Below are 17,431 nucleotides of genomic sequence, written 5' to 3'. Positions count from 1 at the left end.
ATCGCACTCTTTAGCAAAAAGGTAAATAACGGTTTTGCTAAAAAACGCTTGCGCATAATTTAGCAATTAGCTAAAACAAAAAGGGTGAGCCAAAGGTTCACCTGTGCGGGGTGGCCTGTCATGATGAGGGGCCGCTCAGTGAAATCAAGCGAGAGAGGGACTTTACGATGTACAAGATTGATTACAATAGCTACCGATCGGTCGCCAGCTTCGGCCACCGCGTGCGTTTTCTGGTGCTGCACTACACGGCGCAAAACTTCGCCGACTCGGTGAAGTCGTTGACCGGAAAATCGGTCAGCGCACACTATCTGGTGCCGGATCCGACCGAAGCCACCTATCAGGCCGCTGGCTTCAGCGGCGTGCGCATTTTCAATCTGGTGGATGAGAACGAGCGCGCCTGGCATGCCGGCGCCAGCCAGTGGGGCACCCGCAGCAATATCAACGACACCTCGATCGGCATCGAGATCGTCAACCTGGCGAGCGGCGACGGTGGAAACATCACCTTCCCGCCGTTCAACCCGCAGCAGATCGAGGCGGTTACCCAGCTGGCGCAGAACATCCTGCAGCGTTATCCGGACATCTCGCCGGTGAACGTGGTGGCGCACTCCGACATCGCGCCGGGCCGCAAGAGCGATCCGGGCCCGCAGTTCCCGTGGCAGCAGCTGTATCAGGCCGGCGTCGGCGCCTGGTATGACGAGGCGACCAAGCAGCAGCGCCAGCAGGAATACTGCCGCCAGGGGCTGCCGGCGCAGGCCGAGCTGCTGAAACTGTTCGCCCAATACGGCTACGATACCTCGGCGGCGAACACCGCAGAAGGCTATCGTCAGCTGGTGCGCGCGTTCCAGCTGCACTTCCGCCAGCAGAAGTATGACGGCGTGATGGATGTCGAAACCGCCGCCGCTCTGCGCGCGTTGGTCGACAAGTACGCCGCCTGAGCCTGACCGCGAATGGGGGACGCCTCATTCGCCTTTTCCTTGCCGGGCTTCCTCCGCTAAAATAGCGGCCTGGCTGGTCTTTATCGGAGGCATCGTGCGCCTCGATCGAAAAATCTCTTCCCTTGAATTGTTGACCTATCGGCACTATCGCATCGTTCACGGCGTGCGCATTGGGTTGGCGTTTATCCTGACCTTTCTGCTGATCCGCTTGCTGGCGGTGCCTGAAGGCACCTGGCCGCTGATCACCCTGGTGGTGGTGATGGGGCCGATCTCATTTTGGGGCAATGTGCTGCAGCGGGCGCTGCAACGCATTGCCGGCACGGTGTTCGGCGCCGCTTCCGGCCTGATTGCCCTGTATCTGGAACTCTATTCGCTGCCGCTGATGCTGGCCTGGTGCGGCGTGGTGATGTTCGTCTGCGGTTACCTGACGCTCGGCAAGCGGCCGTATATGGCGCTGCTGGTGGGGATCACGCTGGCGGTGGTGTGCGGCGCGGGCGCCGGCGACATGCACACCGCGCTGTGGCGCAGCGGCGACGTGATCTTCGGCTCGCTGCTGGCGCTGCTGTTCACCAGCATCTACCCACAGCGCGCCTATATTCTGTGGCGCATGCAAATGGCGGACTGCCTGCAAACCGCCGCCCGTCTCTATGGCGCCTATTTTTCGCCGAACGTCATTGAGCGGCCGCGGCTGGAGCCGCAGCTCAAGGATCTGTTGAATCAGGTGGTGAAGCTGCGCAGCCTGATCGTGCCCGCCAGTAAGGAAACCCGCATCCCCAAAGCGGTGTTCGAGGCGGTGCAAACCCTCAGCCGCAATCTGGTATGCACGCTGGAGCTGATGGCCGACGCCTACTGGGCCTCGCGTGAAACGCACTTCATCATGTTGAACGCCCGCACGCTGCGCAGCACCCAGCTGCTGACGCTGAGCTCGCTGGAATCGCTGGCGGTGCTGATGCGAGAAGGGCCGCAGGAACAGCGGCAGGCGGCGGCGGGGCAGTTGGCGGAGATCGCCGGCGAGCTGAAAACGTTGATGCAGGAGGTGAGCCTCGGCCAGCACGGCGAAGCGCCGATTTACGGCTATGTCTGGCTCAGCATGGAGCTGGCGCAGCAGTTGGAAGAGCTGGGGGATCTGCTCCTGGTCTGCACCGCCGCCGGGCGCGAATAAGGGGTCAGATCATGAAGGCGGCGCTTTGGGTTTTGGCCGCCGGGGCAAAGTGGGTAAGATAAGGCAATCACTGTTGTGCCGGACCGCCACAAACCTGTATCTTGGTGCCATGTGGCCGTAAGCAAATGAATCTGTGTATTACTAAAGCAAGGGTATAAAGATGGATAATGCAAATAAGCCGAGTTTCCAGGACGTGCTGGAGTTTGTGCGTATGTTCCGCCGCAAAAACAAACTGCAACGCGAGATCGTCGACAACGAAAAGAAAATTCGTGATAACCAGAAGCGCGTGCTGCTGCTCGACAACCTGAGTGAGTACATCAAGCCCGGCATGAGCATTGAAGACATTCAGGGCATCATCGCCAACATGCGCAGCGACTACGAAGATCGCGTTGATGACTACATCATCAAAAATGCCGATCTGTCCAAAGAGCGCCGCGAGCTGTCCAAAAAGCTGAAAGCGATGGGCGAAGTGAAGTAACCCGCTTTAGCGGGCCTGGCGTCCTGCCTGGCCCGCATCCTTATCCCGCCTGATTTTCCGTTCTTGCCGACGCTGCCGTTTCCGTTGGGGCGTTCCCCGGCGGCCGAAGGCGCCTCCCCATCCTGCAGGATCTGCAGGTGACCGCCGGGGAACGCTTGTTACTGCTCCGCACCGTACATGTCGAAGTCGAAATACTTGTCGTTGATTTTCTTGTAAGTGCCGTTGGCGCGGATCGCCTGTAGCGCGGTGTTGAAGGCGTTCAGCAGCGCGGTATCCTCTTTGCGCACCCCGATGCCGTCGCCGACGCCGAAGTATTTGCTGTCGCTCAGTTCAGCGCCGATAAAGGCGAAATCTTTGCCGCCGGGCGTTTTGAAGAACTCGCTGGCGCTGACGCTGGCCAGCAGCGACGCATCCAGCCGGCCGTTGGCCAGATCTTCGTTCACCTCCTGCTGGCTTTGGTAGGCGACTACGTTAACGCCGGCCGGGCGCCACAGCGCGTTGGCATAGGCCTCCTGGCTGGAGCCTTGCTGCACGCCGACCGATTTGCCCTTCAGCGAGGCGGCGGTAGGCTGCAGGTTGCTGCCCTTATGCGCCACCAGCCGCGCCGGGGCGTTGGAGACTTTGCTGGAGAAGGCGATCTGCTGCTGGCGCTGCGGTGTGATGGTCATCGACGAGGCGATGGCATCAAATTTCTTCGCCTGCAGGCCGGGGATCATGCCGTCCCAGCTGCTTTCCACCCACACGCATTTGGCCTGCATCTGGTCGCACAGCGCCTGGGCGATATCGACGCCGAAGCCGGTCAGCTTGCCCTGCGGGTTTTTATATTCCAGCGGCGGAAAGGTGGGATCGATGCCCAGCTTGATCACCTTGCCGCTGAATTCGCCGCTCAGCGCGGGAAAGCTCGCGGCCAGCGGCAGCAGCAACAACAGCCCTTTGATGGTTTTCATGTCATTTCCTCAGCGTTGGCGATTAAACAGTGGGGCGAGCCAAAAAGCGCTCGACCAATTTGACCCAGTAGGTGGCGCCTACCGACAGGTTGTCGTCATTGAAGTCATAGCCGGGGTTGTGCAGGGAATTGCCCGGCGTGGCGGGGCCGTTGCCGATCGAGATGTAGCTGCCTGGGCACTTCTCCAGCATAAAGGCGAAATCTTCGCTGGCGGTAAACGGCCGCAGCGTGGGGATAACCTGGCTCTCTCCGGCCCAGTCCAGCGCCACCGCGCGCGCCAGTTCGGTTTCTGCCGGGTGGTTCACCAGCACCGGATAGCCGTGCCGGTAGTCGATCTCCGCGCGGGCGCCGAAGCTGGCGGCCTGCGCCGTGACCAGCTCGGTGATGCGCTGTTCCAGCCGCGCGCGCACCACCGCCGTCAGCGCGCGCACGCTGAGCGTCAGGGTGGAGGTCGCCGGGATTACGTTGGCGGCCTGGCCGGCCTGCATCGCTCCCACGGTGACGATCGCCGTTTCCTGCGGATCGATATTGCGCGCCACGATGGTTTGCAGGCTCATGACGATGGCCGCGCAGGCCACCACCGGATCGACGGTGCTTTGCGGCACCGCGCCGTGGCCGCCGTGGCCGTGCAGGGTGATGTGCACCGTATCGGCCGAGCACATCAAGGGGCCGCTGGCGAAGCCCAGGTGGCCGGTGGGGAAGCCGGGCACGTTGTGCATGGCGAACACCGCGTCGCAGGGGAAGCGCTCAAACAGGCCGTCTTCAATCATCACTCTGGCGCCGCCGCCGCCTTCTTCCGCCGGCTGAAAGATCAGGTGCAGCGTGCCGCTGAAGTTGGGCTGCCGCGCCAGACAGCGCGCCGCCGCCAGCAGCATGGCGGTGTGCCCGTCGTGGCCGCAGGCGTGCATCACCCCGGCATGGGTGCTGGCGTGCGGCAAGCCGGTGGTTTCGGCGATCGGCAGGGCGTCCATGTCGGCGCGGATGCCGAGCGATTTTCCCGGCCCGCGCTGCAATGTGGCGACAACGCCGGTTTGTCCTACGCCGCGCGTGACGCGGTAACCCCACTCCTCCAGACGCTGCGCCACCAGATCCGACGTCGCGAACTCCTTAAATCCCAGCTCCGGGTGGGCGTGTATGTGGCGGCGAAGCGCGACCATCTCATCATGAACGGCGGCGATCTCAGGCAGTACGAGTGAAGGGCTCATCACGGTCTCCGGCAAAGGGTCCCGGCCAACGGGCGGGGAATGGGGCAGAGGGGTAGGCATCGAGACTAGCAAACTCCGTTTTTGCCGGGTAGCCGCCGTTCGGTTATGCTGACAACCTATGATTGTCAGGAGGTGAACATGAAACTGCACCAACTGCAGGCGCTGGTGGCCAGCGCCGACAGCGGCAGCATTCGCGCGGCGGCGCGGCATCTGGGGCTGTCGCAGGCGGCGGTGACCCGCGCGCTGCGCGAACTGGAGCAGGAACAGGCGCTGCCGCTGCTGATCCGCACCCCGACCGGGCTGGGCTTTACCCCCTACGGCAAAACCTTGCTGGCGCACGCCCGGCTGGTGCTGAACCAGCTGGAGCAGGCGCAGGGCGAAATGGCGGCGCTGCGCGGGCGCACGGCGGATCTGGTCAAGGCGGCGTTCACCCCCTGGCTGATGCTGACGGTGCTGCCGTCGGCGGTGATGGCGTTTCGCAGCAAGATGCCGGCGGTGCGGCTGGAACTGTCGGAAAGCCTGATGGCCAACGCCCAGTCGCAGCTGCGCGAGGGCACGATGGATTTCGCCATCACGCCGCTGCCGGCGTCGTCGGCGCCGCAGGAGTTCCACTGCGAGCCGCTGCTGGAGTACGAAACGGCGTACATGGTGCGGCGCGGCCACCCGCTGGCGCACAGCACCTCGCTGCATCAGCTGCTGGAACAGGATTGGGTGATGAGCTATACCCCGGAAAGTTTCGATGCGCTGTTCGACGAGGTGTTTCTCCGCCACGGCGTGCGCCTGCCGCGCCAGCGCATTATCCAGGCGCATTCGTTCGGCATGCTGCAGGCGCTGGTGGAGTTCGCCGAAATGTGTACCTGCTGTCCGCAGCCGATTGCCGCGCTGCCGCAGTTCGCCTCTCGCCTGCAACCGCTGGCGCTGCGGGAGAGCTGCCGGCCGGTGCAGCTGAATATCGTCACCCGGCGCAACAGCATTCTGAGCGCCGCCGCCCATGCGTTTATCGACACGCTGGTGCGCACCTTGCGCCAGCAGGCGCGATCGTCGCGGCCGGAAGATCGCCAGATCTACGACCGCGTGCGCCTGCTGATTTAGCGGATCCCCTCGGATCGCCGATCCCGTAAATGGGATCGCGATCCGCATTTGTAGCATTTTTAGCCGCAATGTTAACGATATGTGATTTTGCTCAAATAATTATTTTTGCAGCTTTGGTTATATGTCTCTCTATGTTCACGTTGTCATTTTTGGTTTTCCTGGATGTTTGATGATTAATCTATTGAAATTTATCATTTTATAACGTTTGTTGTTTTTTGTTGGATAAAAATGACAACGTCAACATTAAGAAAATTCAAGCGTTTAATGAGTGTATTGGAGGAAGAGATGAGCCAGTTGCCGGAAAAAATGCGTGCGGTCGTTTGCCACGGCCCGCAGGACTATCGTTTCGAACAGGTGCCCACGCCGTTGCCGAAGGCGCGCGAGCTGGTGATCAAGGTGGAAGGTTGTGGCATCTGCGCCGGCGACTGCAAGTGCAAGAACGGCGCGCAGATGTTTTGGGGGGAGAACCCGTGGGTCAAACCGCCGGTGGTGCCGGGGCACGAGTTCTACGGCCGCATCGCCGCGCTGGGCGAGGGCGCGGAAGGCAAATACCAGCTCGGCGAGCGGGTGATCGCCGAGCAGATCGTGCCGTGCTGGGAGTGCCGCTACTGCAAATCCGGCAGTTACTGGATGTGTGAGACGCATAACATTTACGGTTTCCAAAAAGACGTGGCGGAGGGCGGCATGGCGGAGTACATGCGTTTTTCCGAGAACGCCATCGTGCACAAGATCCCGGAAAGCCTGAGCCATGAAGACGCGGTATTGATTGAGCCGATGGCCTGCGCCATTCACACCGTGGCGCGCGGCGACATCCAGCTGGACGACGTGGTGGTGCTGGCCGGCGCCGGGCCGCTCGGGCTGTGCATGGTGCAGGTGGCGCGCCTGAAGACGCCGAAGAAACTGATCGTGATCGACGCCATCGACGAGCGGCTGGCGCTGGCGAAAGAATTTGGCGCCGACGTGGTGATCAACCCGCTGAAGGAAGACGCCGACCAAATCGTCAAATCGCTGACCGGCGGCTACGGCTGCGACGTCTACATCGAGGCCACCGGTGCGCCGATCGGCGTCACCCAGGGGCTGCAGATGATCCGCAAGCTGGGCCGCTTCGTGGAGTTCAGCGTGTTCGGCAAGGAAACCACCGTCGATTGGTCGATCATTGGCGATCGCAAAGAGCTGGACATTCGCGGCGCGCACCTGGCGCCCTACAGCTATGAAATCGCCATCGATCTGTTCGAGCGCGGGCTGGTGACCTCCAATGGCGTGGTTACCCACAGCTATTCATTGAACGACTGGGACGAAGCCTTCGCCCTGGCGGACTCGACCGACTCCATCAAGGTGATCCTGGTTCCCTGACCCTCCCGCTGTACCGCTGTTGCAGTCACGATCGCCGGCCCTTCCGCAACGGGGGGCCGGCCGGTCGGCCAAACGTAAAGACATGCTGTTGCTCTGATAACCACAACAAGAAGCTTCCCTACAGGAGAATTGGCTATGTTTTCATTATTCAAAAAGACCCTGCCTTTTATCGTCGCCGGTGGAATGTTGGCGGCCAGCCATGGGGCGCTGGCCAAGCAAATCACTATCGGTATGTCGTTCCAGGAAATGAACAACGACTACTTCGTCACCATGAAGCAGGCGCTGGATCAGGCGGCGGCGGATATCGGCGCCAAGGTGTACGTGGCCGATGCGCGCCATGACGTCGCCAAACAGATCGGCGACGTGGAAGACATGCTGCAGAAGAAGGTAGACATCCTGCTGATCAACCCGACCGATTCGGTGGGGGTGCAGTCGGCGGTGATCTCCGCCCACAAGGCCGGCGCGGTGGTGGTGGCGATCGACGCGCAGGCGGAAGGGCCGCTGGACTCGTTCGTCGGCTCGGAAAACTACGACGCCGGCTTCCAGGCGGGCGAGTACCTGGCGAAAGCGCTGGGCGGCAAAGGCAAGGTGGCGATCCTTGACGGCATCCCGGTGGTGCCGATCCTGGAGCGCGTGCGCGGCTTTGAAGCTGCGATGAAGAAATACCCCGACATCAAGATCGTCACCAAGCAAAACGGCAAGCAGGAGCGCGACACCGCGCTGACCGTGACCGAAAACATGCTGCAGTCGGCGCCGGATCTGGCGGGCATCTTCAGCGTCAACGACGTCGGCGCGCTCGGCGCCCTGGCGGCGATCGAAAGCAACGGCGCCAAGGTCAAGCTGGTGAGCGTAGACGGCCAGCCGGAAGCCATCAAAGAGATCCTCAAGCCGAACTCGCCGTTCATCGCCACCTCGGCGCAGTTCCCGCGTGACCAGCTGCGCATCGCGCTCGGCATTGCGCTGGCCCGCTACTGGGGCGCCACGGTGCCGAAAACCGTGCCGGTCAAAGTGAAGCTGATCGATCGCAGCAATGCGGCCGGCTTTAGCTGGTAACAGCGGCCAGGTTCGCCCCGCTGCGGCGGGGCGTTCGGCGCGGAGGGCAATGCGGTGACACCTTTACTGGAACTGAAGCGAATAAAGAAGAGCTTTCCCGGCGTGAAGGCGCTGGACGGCATCGATCTGGCCATTCAACGCGGCGAAGTGCACGCCCTGCTGGGCGAAAACGGCGCCGGCAAATCGACGCTGGTGAAAATCATGTGCGGCATCTATCAGCCGGACGAGGGCGATATTTTTATCGACGGCGAGCAGCGCCGCTTTAACAACTATCGCCAGGCGATCGAGGCCGGCGTCGGCATTATTTTTCAGGAATTCTCGTTGATTCCCTACATGAGCGCCATCGACAACATCTTCCTCAACCGGGAGATCAGGAACCGCTGGGGCCTGCTGGATCGCCGGACGATGCGGCGCAAGGCCGAGGCCATTTTCAAGCGGCTGACGGTGGCTATCGATCTCGATTGCCCGGTGGAGCAGCTGAGCGTGGCGCAGCAGCAGTTCGTTGAGATCGCCAAGGCGCTGTCGCTGGAGGCGCGGGTGCTGGTACTGGACGAACCGACCGCCACGCTGACGCCGGGCGAGGCCGAGCACCTGTTCAGCGTGATGAACGATCTGCGGCTGCTGGGCGTCGGCATGGTGTTTATCTCGCACCACCTGGACGAGATCTTCACCATCTGCGATCGCATCACCGTGCTGCGCGACGGCGCCTACATCGAAACGCTGGCCACCGGCGACACCAACGTGGAAGAGCTGGTGCGGCTGATGGTCGGGCGCAAAATCGAGAACGCCTTCCCGGTGAAACAGCACCCGGTCGATACCGCCACGGTGCTGCTGGAAGCGGAGATCCAGCGCGAGAAGCACGGCGCGACCGACCGCTTCCACCTGCACAAGGGCGAGATCCTCGGCTTCGCCGGGCTGGTGGGCTCCGGGCGCACCGAGACCGTCTCGGCGCTGATCGGCGCCAGCCGCTGCCACCGCAAACGCGTCAGCCTCGGCGGCCAACCGGCGGCGCTGCGCTCCCCGGCGCAGGCGCTGGCGCAGGGCATCGGCCTGCTGCCGGAGAGCCGCAAAACCGAGGGCCTGGTGCTGCCGTTCTCGGTGGCGCAAAACATCACCCTCAACCGGCACCACCGGCGCGGCAAGATCTTCGTCAGCGCCCGCAAGGATCGCGACGTGGTGCAGCGGCTGATCCGCGCCGTGGGGGTGAAAACCCCGGACGCCGAGACCGCCGTCAGCACCCTGAGCGGCGGCAACCAGCAGAAGGTGGTGATCGCCCGCTGGCTCAACAACGACTGCAACATCCTGATCTTCGACGAACCGACGCGCGGCATCGACGTGGGCGCCAAGGCCGAGATCTACCAACTGATGCAGCAACTGACCCAGCAGGGCATCTCTATCATCATGATCTCCTCCGAACTGCCGGAGATCATCGGCGTGTGCGACCGCGTGCTGGTGTTTCGCGGCGGCCACATCGTCGCCGAGCTCACCGGCGACGACATCGAATCCAACCACATCATGCTTCACGCGACCGGGAGTGCCTTATGATCGGAATTGAACAACCCGCCGTGGCGCGCCGCGCCGCCGGCCCCAGCCTCGGCAAGCGCTGGGAAAAACTGCTGCATCACCCGGCGGTCTTGCCGTTTATCGGCTTCGCTGTCCTGTTCGTATTGATGAGCCTGCTGAACGACAGCTTCCTCAGCGTCAACAACCTGACCAACGTGGCGCGCCAGGTGTCGATCAACGCCATCATCGCGGTGGGCATGACCTGCGCCATCCTGACCGGCGGCATCGATCTCTCGGTGGGGCCGGTGATGGCGCTGGCCGGTTCGGTCGCCGCCGGGCTGATGCTGGCGGCGGTGCCCATTCCGCTGGCGATGGTGGCGGCGCTGGCGGTCGGCGCGCTGTTCGGCCTGGCCAACGGCGCCTGCATCGCCTACCTGCGCATGCCGCCGATCATCGTCACCCTGGCGTCGATGGGCATCGCCCGCGGCCTGGCGCTGCTCTATACCGGCGGCTACCCGATCTCCGGCCTGCCCGACGTGTTCGCGTTCTTCGGCCGTGGCACGGTGCTGGGCATCCAGGTGCCGATCCTGATCATGCTCGGCGTGTACGTGCTGGCTTGGCTGATGCTCAACCAGCTGCCGTTCGGCCGCTACGTCTACGCGATGGGCGGCAACGAAGAGGCGGCGCGCCTGAGCGGCATCCGCGTGCCGCGCTACAAGATGCTGGTGTACGTGATCAGCGGCCTGACCGCCGCGCTGGCCGGGCTGGTGCTGACCTCGCGCCTGATGAGCGGGCAGCCCAACGCCGGCGAAGGCTTCGAGCTGGACGCCATCGCCGCCGTAGTGCTGGGCGGAGCGGCGATCTCCGGCGGGCGCGGCGCCATCGTCGGCACGCTGGTGGGGGCGATGATGCTCGGGGTGCTCAACAACGGCCTCAATCTGATGAACGTGTCGCCGTATATTCAGAACGTGGTGAAGGGCGGCATCATCCTGGCCGCCATCTATCTCAGCTCCGTGCGGCGCAAATAGGAGGCGCGATGGCAGTCTTTCTTGGCATAGACGTCGGCGGCACGGTGATCAAAGCCGGGCTGTACCGGGCAAGCGGCGAAGAGCTGGCGATCGCCGAGCGCGACGGCGCGGCGATTGCCGCCCAGCCGGGCTTCAGCGAACGCAATATGGACGCGCTGTGGGATGACGTTTGCGCGGCGATCCGCCAGACGCTGCACGCGGCGGGGCTGGATGCCGGGCAGGTGCGCGGCGTCAGCTTTTCGGCGCACGGCAAAGGGCTTTACGCCATCGACCGCCACGGCAAACCGGTCGGCAACGGCATCCTCTCTTCGGACAACCGCGCGGCGGCCACGGTGGCTGAGCTGCGCCGCGCCGGCGTGGGCGCGCAGACCTACCCGCGCAGCCTGCAGCCGCTGTGGCCCAGCCACCCGGCGCTGCTGCTACGCTGGCTGAAGCAGCGGCAACCGGCGCAGTACGCCGCCGTCGATCGCATCCTGATGGCACACGACTACCTGCGCTTTCGCCTCACCGGCGAGGCGGCGGCCGAAGTGACCAACATCTCCGGCAGCAACCTGTTTAACCAGCACAGCGGCGCTTACGATCCGGCGCTGATGGCGGCCTTCGGCATCGAAGAGGCGCAGGAGAAAACCGCGCCGGTGATAGGCTCGGCGCAGCTGGCCGGGCGGGTGACGGCCGCGGCGGCGGCGCAATGCGGCCTGCACACGGGCACCGCGGTGTACGGCGGCCTGTTCGACGTGGTGGGCGCGGCGCTCAGCTCCGGCGTGGCGGACGACCGCACGCTCAGCGCGGTGGCGGGCACCTGGTCGATCGCCACCTGCGTGACCGAGCGCATCATTCCCTCAGACTATCCCTACGCCTGGGGGCGCTACTGCATCGACGGCCGCTATTTTGTGCATGAAGGCAGCCCGACCTCGGCCGGCAACCTGGCCTGGTTCCTGCGCCAGTTTTGCGCCGACGACCGGCAGCGCTACGCCCAGTTCAACGCCTGGGTGGCCGAGCGCCGCGAGCAGCCGAGCGGGCTGCTGTTCCTGCCTTATCTGTACGGCTCCAACCTCGGCGGCAACACGCCGGGCGGGCTGATTGGCCTGAGCGCCCACCACGAGATGGCAGACGTGGTGCAGGCGATCTACCAGGGCATCGTGTTCTCGCACCTGATCCATCAGGAGCGCATGGTGCAGCTGAACCCACGCATCGAGCGGGTGCGCATGACCGGCGGGCCGACGCAGTCCGAGGTGTGGATGCAGATGTACGCCGACGCCGGCAACCTGCCGCTTGAGGTGGTGGAAACGCGCCAGAGCGGCTGCCGCGCCGCCGCCCTGTGCGCCGCCGTCGGCGCCGGGGAGTACGCCGGGTTCGCCGAGGCGATCGCCGCCGCGCCGCCCAAGCTGCGCTGTTATTATCCCGCGACCGCCGCCCATCGGCGCCTGCGCGCCCAGCAGGCGCGCTATCTGGCGGTCGCTCAGGCTTTGAGTGAGGTAACTGATGCAAACGACTAACGCCGCCTGTCTGGGGCTGTATGAAAAGGCGCTGCCCGCCGATCTGAGCTGGCCGCAGCGGCTGGCCACCGCCGCTGAGCTGGGCTTTGAATTTGTGGAGATGTCGATCGACGAACAGCCGGCGCGCCAGCAGCGGCTGGACTGGGATCGCCGCCAGCGGCTGGCGTTTATCCAGGCGCGGCTCGACAGCGAGGTGACGGTGCCGAGCCTGTGCCTGTCGGCGCACCGGCGCGATCCGTTCGGCAGCCATGACGCCGCCACCCGCGAACGGGCGCGGGTGCTGATGAGCAAGGCGCTGGAACTGGCGACGGATCTCGGCATCCGCAACATCCAGTTGGCGGGCTACGACGTCTATTACGAACCCGCCGATCGCCACAGCCGCGAGCGCTTTATCGAGGGCATGCAGTGGGCGGCGGCGCAGGCCGCCAGGGCGCAGGTGATGCTGTCGGTGGAGGTGATGGACACGCCGTTCATCAACAGCATCAGCAAATGGCGCGACATCGCCCGCCACGTTAACAGCCCGTGGTTCACGGTGTATCCCGATCTCGGCAACCTCAGCGCCTGGGGCAACGACGTCGCCGCCGAGCTGGCGCTGGGCATCGGCAGCATCACTGCCGTGCACCTCAAAGACACCGTGGCGGTGGGGCCGGGCAGCGCCGGGCAGTTCCGCGACGTGCCGTTCGGCGAGGGCTGCGTGGATTTCGCCCACGCCTTTTCCGTGCTCAACGCGCTCGGCTATCGCGGCCCCTATCTGCTGGAGATGTGGGCGCGAGAAGACGGGCAGGACAAGCAACGCATCGCCCAGGCCAAGGCCTGGATCGAACAACAAATGAATGATGGAGGCATCGCATGCTGAACGAACTCAAGCGGCAGGTGCTGGCCGCCAACCTCAGCCTGCCGGCATACGGGCTGGTGACCTTTACCTGGGGCAACGTCTCGGCGATCGACCGCCAGAGCGGGCTGGTGGTGATCAAGCCTTCGGGCATCGCCTACGAGGCGATGACGCTGGAGGATCTGGTGGTGGTGGATCTGGAGGGCAAGGTGCGCGAAGGGCACCGCAAGCCCTCATCCGACACCGCCACCCACCTGGCGCTGTACCGCGCCTTCGCCGATATCGGCGGCGTGGTGCACACCCACAGCCGCAACGCCACCATCTGGGCGCAGGCCGGGCAACCGATCCCGGCGCTGGGCACCACCCACGCCGACTACTTTTACGGCGACATTCCCTGTACCCGGCCGATGAGCGAGGCGGAGATCGCCGGGGATTACGAGGGGGAAACCGGCAAGGTGATTATCGAGACCTTCAATCAGGCGGGGCGCGATCCGCAGCAGGTGCCGGGAGTGCTGGTCTATTCCCACGGCCCGTTCGCCTGGGGCAAGGACGCGGCGGATGCGGTGCACAACGCGGTGGTGCTGGAAGAGGTGGCGATCATGGCGATGGCGACGCGCCAGCTGGCGCCGGCCATCGCCCCGATGCAGCCAGAGCTATTGGACAAACATTTCCTGCGCAAGCACGGCAAACACGCCTACTACGGGCAATAGCGCCCGTCAGCGATTCAACAGCGAGCCGGTGAAGAACTCTCTGCGCACCGGCAGCTCGCCGCGCGGGCTATTAATGGCGCTGAACAGCAGCTCCGCGGCGATCTCCCCCAGTTTCTGCGTATCGTGATACACCCCCGGAATGTGCAGGCCGTACGCGCCGGCGCGCGGCGGTTCGTCTATCGAAAAGAACTTCACCTGCTCATAAAGCCCCATCTCGTGGCAGATGGCGATGGCGCCCAGCGTGATGATGCCGTTCAGGCCGATGATGTAATCCGGGCGGTTCTCCGGCTGCGCCAGATAGGCGCGCACCTCGCTCTCTTGCGAGGTGAAATCATAGTCGCCGTTGATGATATGGATCTCACGGCCGCTGCCCTGCAGCGCCGCGACGATGCCGGCGGTGCGCGTTAAGGTGATCTCCGAATCCGCCGGGCCGCCGATAATCAGCAGCTTCTGCTCCGGCTGCTCCGCCAGATAGCGCCCGGCCAGCACGCCGATCTCGCGGTTATCGAGGAACACGCCGCTCAGCTGCTGATCGTAGAGATCGCGGTCGATAAGGATCAGCGGCACGCCGTACACCTCGGCCAGCTCGAGATAGGCGGGGCGGTAGCGCTTGTCGTCGCGCACCGCCGACAGCAGGATGCCCCGCGCCTTATAGCCGAACAGCGCCTGAATGGCGCGCATTTCCGCCTCCTCGCTGCCGTCGGTGTCGAACAGCATGATCTGGTAGCCCTGCTGACGCGCAATGCGCGACACGGTCTTGATCAGGCCGGAATAGAACGGGTTGTACATGCTGCTGGTGACGATGCCGATAATCTGGCTGCTGCTGCTTTTCAGCCCCTGCGCGAACGCGTTGGGCACATAGTTCAGCTCTTTGGCGATGGCGTGAATGCGCTCGCGGGTTTCCGGCTTGACCAGCTCGGGCTTATTGAAGGCGCGGGAAACGGTGATATTGGTCACCCTGGCGCGGCGGGCGATATCCACGATAGTGGCATTGGGATTAGCTTTCGACACCGTCTTTCCTTGCGTTATGCCTCAACAGATCCCTTATTGTAGGGAAAGGGCGAGGGCGGTGCTAGGGGGGAATGGGGGGGATGGGCAGGAGTAGGGGAGAGAAAATAAATGAAAGCGAAGTTAATAATTTCATTTATTTATTAGTGGCGAATTAAATCATTTTATGTGGCTGTGTTTTTTTGAGGAAAGGTTGGTAAGGTGTGTTTTATGGTCGAAAATAGGTATCAATGGCTGCTTTGTGCCAAAAGCTGACGTTGCTACCATTTACTGTGTTAGTATCCTCTTAGCGTAAGCTAGGAAGTTAAAGTACTTCTTAAAATATCAACTTTGGAAATCTCAAAAGGAACACCCTATGGCTACTACTATGTTTTTTGAAGAAACAATCAAGGATCAAGGAGGTAAAACTTCTATGGATCTGGAACTCGGTCGATCTTCATACTATGCCGAAGACAGCATTTATATTACTGTCGATGGGAAAACCGTAATAATGGATCGGGGAACGGCGAAGAAATTTGTTGATGCTGTAGTTTCTGTCGGTTCCTATCATGGTCTAGTGGAGTAATGTGGTGCCCGCCACTCATTACGGTCAATCGCGCAGAGTTAAGGTTGTTTCTTAACTTGGCGTGGAACCTGCCCTTAGTCGTTCGGATAGCTCCGTACCAAGAAGCGGAAGTCCCTTCCCATTAGAAATTTGACAAAGAGTATCGTTTGGATTTATTATCATTTATTAAAATTAATAAACAATTTATTTCCCAGTACTGATGTTTATGATGGCCCGCTATCATTGTATAACATTCGCAATAGGTCCGACTATTTTCATTCGCGCGACAGTCAACCATAAATTCAATCATCTTTTCTAAAGGCTTCTATGCGTACAGTACAGCACATAATAGATACTCGGTCGATTAAACGTGTTCTAAATATTCTCCCAGATCACTGGGTGATTAGGGAGTTAACCGAGCGTGATTATGGGATTGATCTTCTTATAGAAATTTTTGAAAAAAACAACAAGGATAAGAATGATCATGACGTATTTGTCTCAACAGGGGCAATATTTCACGCACAGGTTAAAGGTACAAATTCAACATTAAAAGTAGATAAAAAAAATAATATATCATTTTCATTCGATAAGGGGGGGGGGTACTCTACACAGAAAGATTTAGCACACCTTTCTTGCTATTCAGAGTTGATGTTTCGTCAGACGATGCGGACTCATATTTTGTATGGATCCAACGCTATGTTAGGGATGTTCTCGACTTAACAAAACCGGGGTGGAGAACAAGTGGACAGCAGTCATTCACAATAAAAATCCCTGAGCATAACAATATATCTTTAAGTTTCGAAAAGATAGAACGAATTGCATCATGGCCACGCTTAATACAAGAGATGATGGAATTCCACGAGAGCTACTTTCATCTTTCATCACAGTTAAAACACGCAGCATCAGAGGAATACAATATTAACAAGGATTCCCTGACACACATGGTAACCTTGGCAAGGAAAATAAATAATCTGCAAACTATATTTAAATACAATCACTGTTGCATTACTAAATCATGTGCAGAGGAATTATTATCATTTATCCAATCACTTAATGTCAGTAGTGTTCCATCCGATTTTTTAAATATACCTCACCAACAGAACCTTGACCTTTTAGCTAACAGCATCCATAACCATCTAGATAGTGAGAGTTTTATAGCGGATAGTGAGTGCAGTACAGTTTATTGAAATGAAAAATAACCAGTTTGCAAATTATTTACTTTGCAAACTGCATGGTGTTGCTAGTTTGTTGTGCTACCCAATAGCATATTCATAGCCATCAAAATTGTGGTCATATATCATGTCCGCTTCTCGCTCATAGCAGACCCAATGACCACGTAGCCTGTCCGTTGCGTGCCAGAAACGGACATTGATGATGTGAAGATATATAGTGGTAGATTGCCTATCGATAGTTGATATTACCCGAGATTGTCTCCGAAAATTATGATTAACGGATTGCTGATCAGTCGGATCCTAGCAAAAGACTCATATCAAAACCAGTTATCCGAAAACCAAACTCTTTATATAATTTCAAAGCCCTTTGATTGTCCGGTGACACTCTGAGTTCCACCTCATATGCGCCCTGTTGAGTCAGCTCATTCAGGAATGCACGGATAAAATCCCGACCCATTCCCTTACCCTGAAATTCTGGGAGAAGCATTATATCTAACAAAAAGGCTGAGTTATCTTCCAGGCTGAACCACAGATATCCCGCAGCCTGACTGTCATGTTCATAAGTTCTAAAATGGTTATTTTGAGTATTGATACCCGCTGGCAAGGCTGCTTTAAATGATTTCGACGCCTCTATCTGGGCTTTTTTACGACTGTACCGATGATTTGCCATCAGGTCTTCAACATAGTCATTTGAAGAGAGGCCCCCCCAGAGGTCAAACTCGTCGTCATGCATGGGCCTATAAATTGATTTGGGGATTTTTGACTGTTTTGTTTTCAATTTACTGTCTCATTCTTAATAGCAACGTAACGCATACTTAGTACTACTCTACCGAATTATCCGCCGATTCAGCATGATAAAATTATATCATATAGCTTTGTCAACTGAGCGTAATTTTGCTGACGCCGAAGCCTGC

The 17,431-nt window shown here is 60.2% G+C and carries 17 protein-coding genes; 13 read left to right on the top strand and 4 right to left on the bottom strand.

All coding sequences use genetic code 11. The features are described 5' to 3' along the window. Positions 1-167 precede the first annotated feature (167 nt). From REA38_RS02590 to tmaR, 3 genes are all read left to right on the top strand, one after another. Entirely contained in the window at positions 168-935 is a 768-nt protein-coding gene (locus REA38_RS02590) for an N-acetylmuramoyl-L-alanine amidase (RefSeq protein ID WP_033647986.1), read from the top strand. Positions 936-1,029: 94 nt separating this feature from the next. Further along, positions 1,030-2,097: an FUSC family protein gene (locus REA38_RS02585; protein ID WP_033647985.1), complete on the top strand. Its 1,068-nt coding sequence runs from the start codon at positions 1,030-1,032 to the stop codon at positions 2,095-2,097. A gap of 160 nt (positions 2,098-2,257) precedes the next feature. Next, a complete protein-coding gene (tmaR, locus tag REA38_RS02580) occupies positions 2,258-2,575 on the top strand; it encodes a PTS system regulator TmaR (RefSeq protein ID WP_004935612.1) in 318 nt (105 codons plus the stop codon). A 158-nt stretch (positions 2,576-2,733) separates the two neighbouring features. On the opposite strand, the gene REA38_RS02575 is transcribed toward tmaR, so the two are convergent. Continuing rightward, entirely contained in the window at positions 2,734-3,522 is a 789-nt protein-coding gene (locus REA38_RS02575) for an ABC transporter substrate-binding protein (RefSeq protein WP_049233049.1), read from the bottom strand. A gap of 22 nt (positions 3,523-3,544) precedes the next feature. Then, complete coding sequence (locus tag REA38_RS02570) at positions 3,545-4,726, bottom strand: M20 aminoacylase family protein (protein WP_197771729.1); 1,182 nt, start codon at positions 4,724-4,726, stop codon at positions 3,545-3,547. 138 nt (positions 4,727-4,864) lie between these two features. On the opposite strand from REA38_RS02570, the gene REA38_RS02565 reads away from it, so the two are divergent. From REA38_RS02565 to araD, 8 genes are all read left to right on the top strand, one after another. Beyond that, positions 4,865-5,818 carry a LysR family transcriptional regulator gene (locus REA38_RS02565; RefSeq protein ID WP_033655111.1) on the top strand — a complete coding sequence of 318 codons (954 nt, stop codon included), beginning with the start codon at positions 4,865-4,867 and terminating at the stop codon, positions 5,816-5,818. Between the two features lie 285 nt (positions 5,819-6,103). After that, positions 6,104-7,171 carry an erythritol/L-threitol dehydrogenase gene (locus REA38_RS02560; RefSeq protein WP_019453591.1) on the top strand — a complete coding sequence of 356 codons (1,068 nt, stop codon included), beginning with the start codon at positions 6,104-6,106 and terminating at the stop codon, positions 7,169-7,171. A gap of 135 nt (positions 7,172-7,306) precedes the next feature. Then, positions 7,307-8,224 (top strand): ABC transporter substrate-binding protein, encoded by a 918-nt coding sequence (locus REA38_RS02555; protein WP_015378502.1) that lies wholly within the window; start codon positions 7,307-7,309, stop codon positions 8,222-8,224. Between the two features lie 54 nt (positions 8,225-8,278). Then, complete coding sequence (locus REA38_RS02550) at positions 8,279-9,769, top strand: sugar ABC transporter ATP-binding protein (RefSeq protein ID WP_308884877.1); 1,491 nt, start codon at positions 8,279-8,281, stop codon at positions 9,767-9,769. Continuing rightward, positions 9,766-10,755 carry an ABC transporter permease gene (locus REA38_RS02545; RefSeq protein WP_033647979.1) on the top strand — a complete coding sequence of 330 codons (990 nt, stop codon included), beginning with the start codon at positions 9,766-9,768 and terminating at the stop codon, positions 10,753-10,755. Before REA38_RS02550 ends, REA38_RS02545 begins: the two co-directional genes overlap by 4 nt. A gap of 8 nt (positions 10,756-10,763) precedes the next feature. After that, complete coding sequence (locus REA38_RS02540) at positions 10,764-12,251, top strand: FGGY-family carbohydrate kinase (RefSeq protein WP_308884876.1); 1,488 nt, start codon at positions 10,764-10,766, stop codon at positions 12,249-12,251. Beyond that, positions 12,238-13,107 (top strand): L-ribulose-5-phosphate 3-epimerase, encoded by an 870-nt coding sequence (locus REA38_RS02535; protein ID WP_308884875.1) that lies wholly within the window; start codon positions 12,238-12,240, stop codon positions 13,105-13,107. Before REA38_RS02540 ends, REA38_RS02535 begins: the two co-directional genes overlap by 14 nt. Next, complete coding sequence (gene araD, locus REA38_RS02530; protein ID WP_033632583.1) at positions 13,101-13,793, top strand: L-ribulose-5-phosphate 4-epimerase; 693 nt, start codon at positions 13,101-13,103, stop codon at positions 13,791-13,793. Before REA38_RS02535 ends, araD begins: the two co-directional genes overlap by 7 nt. 6 nt (positions 13,794-13,799) lie before the next feature. On the opposite strand, the gene REA38_RS02525 is transcribed toward araD, so the two are convergent. After that, positions 13,800-14,804: a LacI family DNA-binding transcriptional regulator gene (locus REA38_RS02525; RefSeq protein WP_043147707.1), complete on the bottom strand. Its 1,005-nt coding sequence runs from the start codon at positions 14,802-14,804 to the stop codon at positions 13,800-13,802. Between the two features lie 352 nt (positions 14,805-15,156). On the opposite strand from REA38_RS02525, the gene REA38_RS02520 reads away from it, so the two are divergent. Next, complete coding sequence (locus REA38_RS02520) at positions 15,157-15,366, top strand: hypothetical protein (protein ID WP_308884873.1); 210 nt, start codon at positions 15,157-15,159, stop codon at positions 15,364-15,366. Between the two features lie 306 nt (positions 15,367-15,672). After that, entirely contained in the window at positions 15,673-16,065 is a 393-nt protein-coding gene (locus REA38_RS02515) for a DUF4365 domain-containing protein (RefSeq protein ID WP_308884871.1), read from the top strand. 741 nt (positions 16,066-16,806) lie between these two features. Here REA38_RS02515 and REA38_RS02510 read toward each other — a convergent pair. Continuing rightward, the gene (locus tag REA38_RS02510) at positions 16,807-17,295 is read right to left on the bottom strand and encodes a GNAT family N-acetyltransferase (protein ID WP_308884869.1); all 489 of its coding nucleotides are present in this window, start codon (positions 17,293-17,295) and stop codon (positions 16,807-16,809) included. Positions 17,296-17,431 lie beyond the last annotated feature (136 nt).

This window comes from Serratia sp. MF1(2023) (assembly GCF_030954545.1).
Classification (GTDB): Bacteria; Pseudomonadota; Gammaproteobacteria; order Enterobacterales; family Enterobacteriaceae; genus Serratia; species Serratia sarumanii.
The sequence above is the reverse complement of the archived record's forward strand: the minus strand, read 5'-3'. Positions and strand labels throughout refer to the sequence as shown.

What these genes read in the sequence shown, in the direction of transcription:
- REA38_RS02540 (WP_308884876.1), top strand. Translation starts at nt 10,764, where the DNA reads ATGGCAGTCTTTCTTGGCATAGACGTCGGCGGCACGGTGATCAAAGCC.
- REA38_RS02565 (WP_033655111.1), top strand. Translation starts at nt 4,865, where the DNA reads ATGAAACTGCACCAACTGCAGGCGCTGGTGGCCAGCGCCGACAGCGGC.
- REA38_RS02570 (WP_197771729.1), bottom strand. Translation starts at nt 4,726, where the DNA reads ATGAGCCCTTCACTCGTACTGCCTGAGATCGCCGCCGTTCATGATGAG.
- REA38_RS02575 (WP_049233049.1), bottom strand. Translation starts at nt 3,522, where the DNA reads ATGAAAACCATCAAAGGGCTGTTGTTGCTGCTGCCGCTGGCCGCGAGC.
- REA38_RS02520 (WP_308884873.1), top strand. Translation starts at nt 15,157, where the DNA reads ATGGCTACTACTATGTTTTTTGAAGAAACAATCAAGGATCAAGGAGGT.
- REA38_RS02560 (WP_019453591.1), top strand. Translation starts at nt 6,104, where the DNA reads ATGAGCCAGTTGCCGGAAAAAATGCGTGCGGTCGTTTGCCACGGCCCG.
- araD (WP_033632583.1), top strand. Translation starts at nt 13,101, where the DNA reads ATGCTGAACGAACTCAAGCGGCAGGTGCTGGCCGCCAACCTCAGCCTG.
- REA38_RS02590 (WP_033647986.1), top strand. Translation starts at nt 168, where the DNA reads ATGTACAAGATTGATTACAATAGCTACCGATCGGTCGCCAGCTTCGGC.
- REA38_RS02545 (WP_033647979.1), top strand. Translation starts at nt 9,766, where the DNA reads ATGATCGGAATTGAACAACCCGCCGTGGCGCGCCGCGCCGCCGGCCCC.
- REA38_RS02515 (WP_308884871.1), top strand. Translation starts at nt 15,673, where the DNA reads ATGCGTACAGTACAGCACATAATAGATACTCGGTCGATTAAACGTGTT.
- tmaR (WP_004935612.1), top strand. Translation starts at nt 2,258, where the DNA reads ATGGATAATGCAAATAAGCCGAGTTTCCAGGACGTGCTGGAGTTTGTG.
- REA38_RS02535 (WP_308884875.1), top strand. Translation starts at nt 12,238, where the DNA reads ATGCAAACGACTAACGCCGCCTGTCTGGGGCTGTATGAAAAGGCGCTG.
- REA38_RS02555 (WP_015378502.1), top strand. Translation starts at nt 7,307, where the DNA reads ATGTTTTCATTATTCAAAAAGACCCTGCCTTTTATCGTCGCCGGTGGA.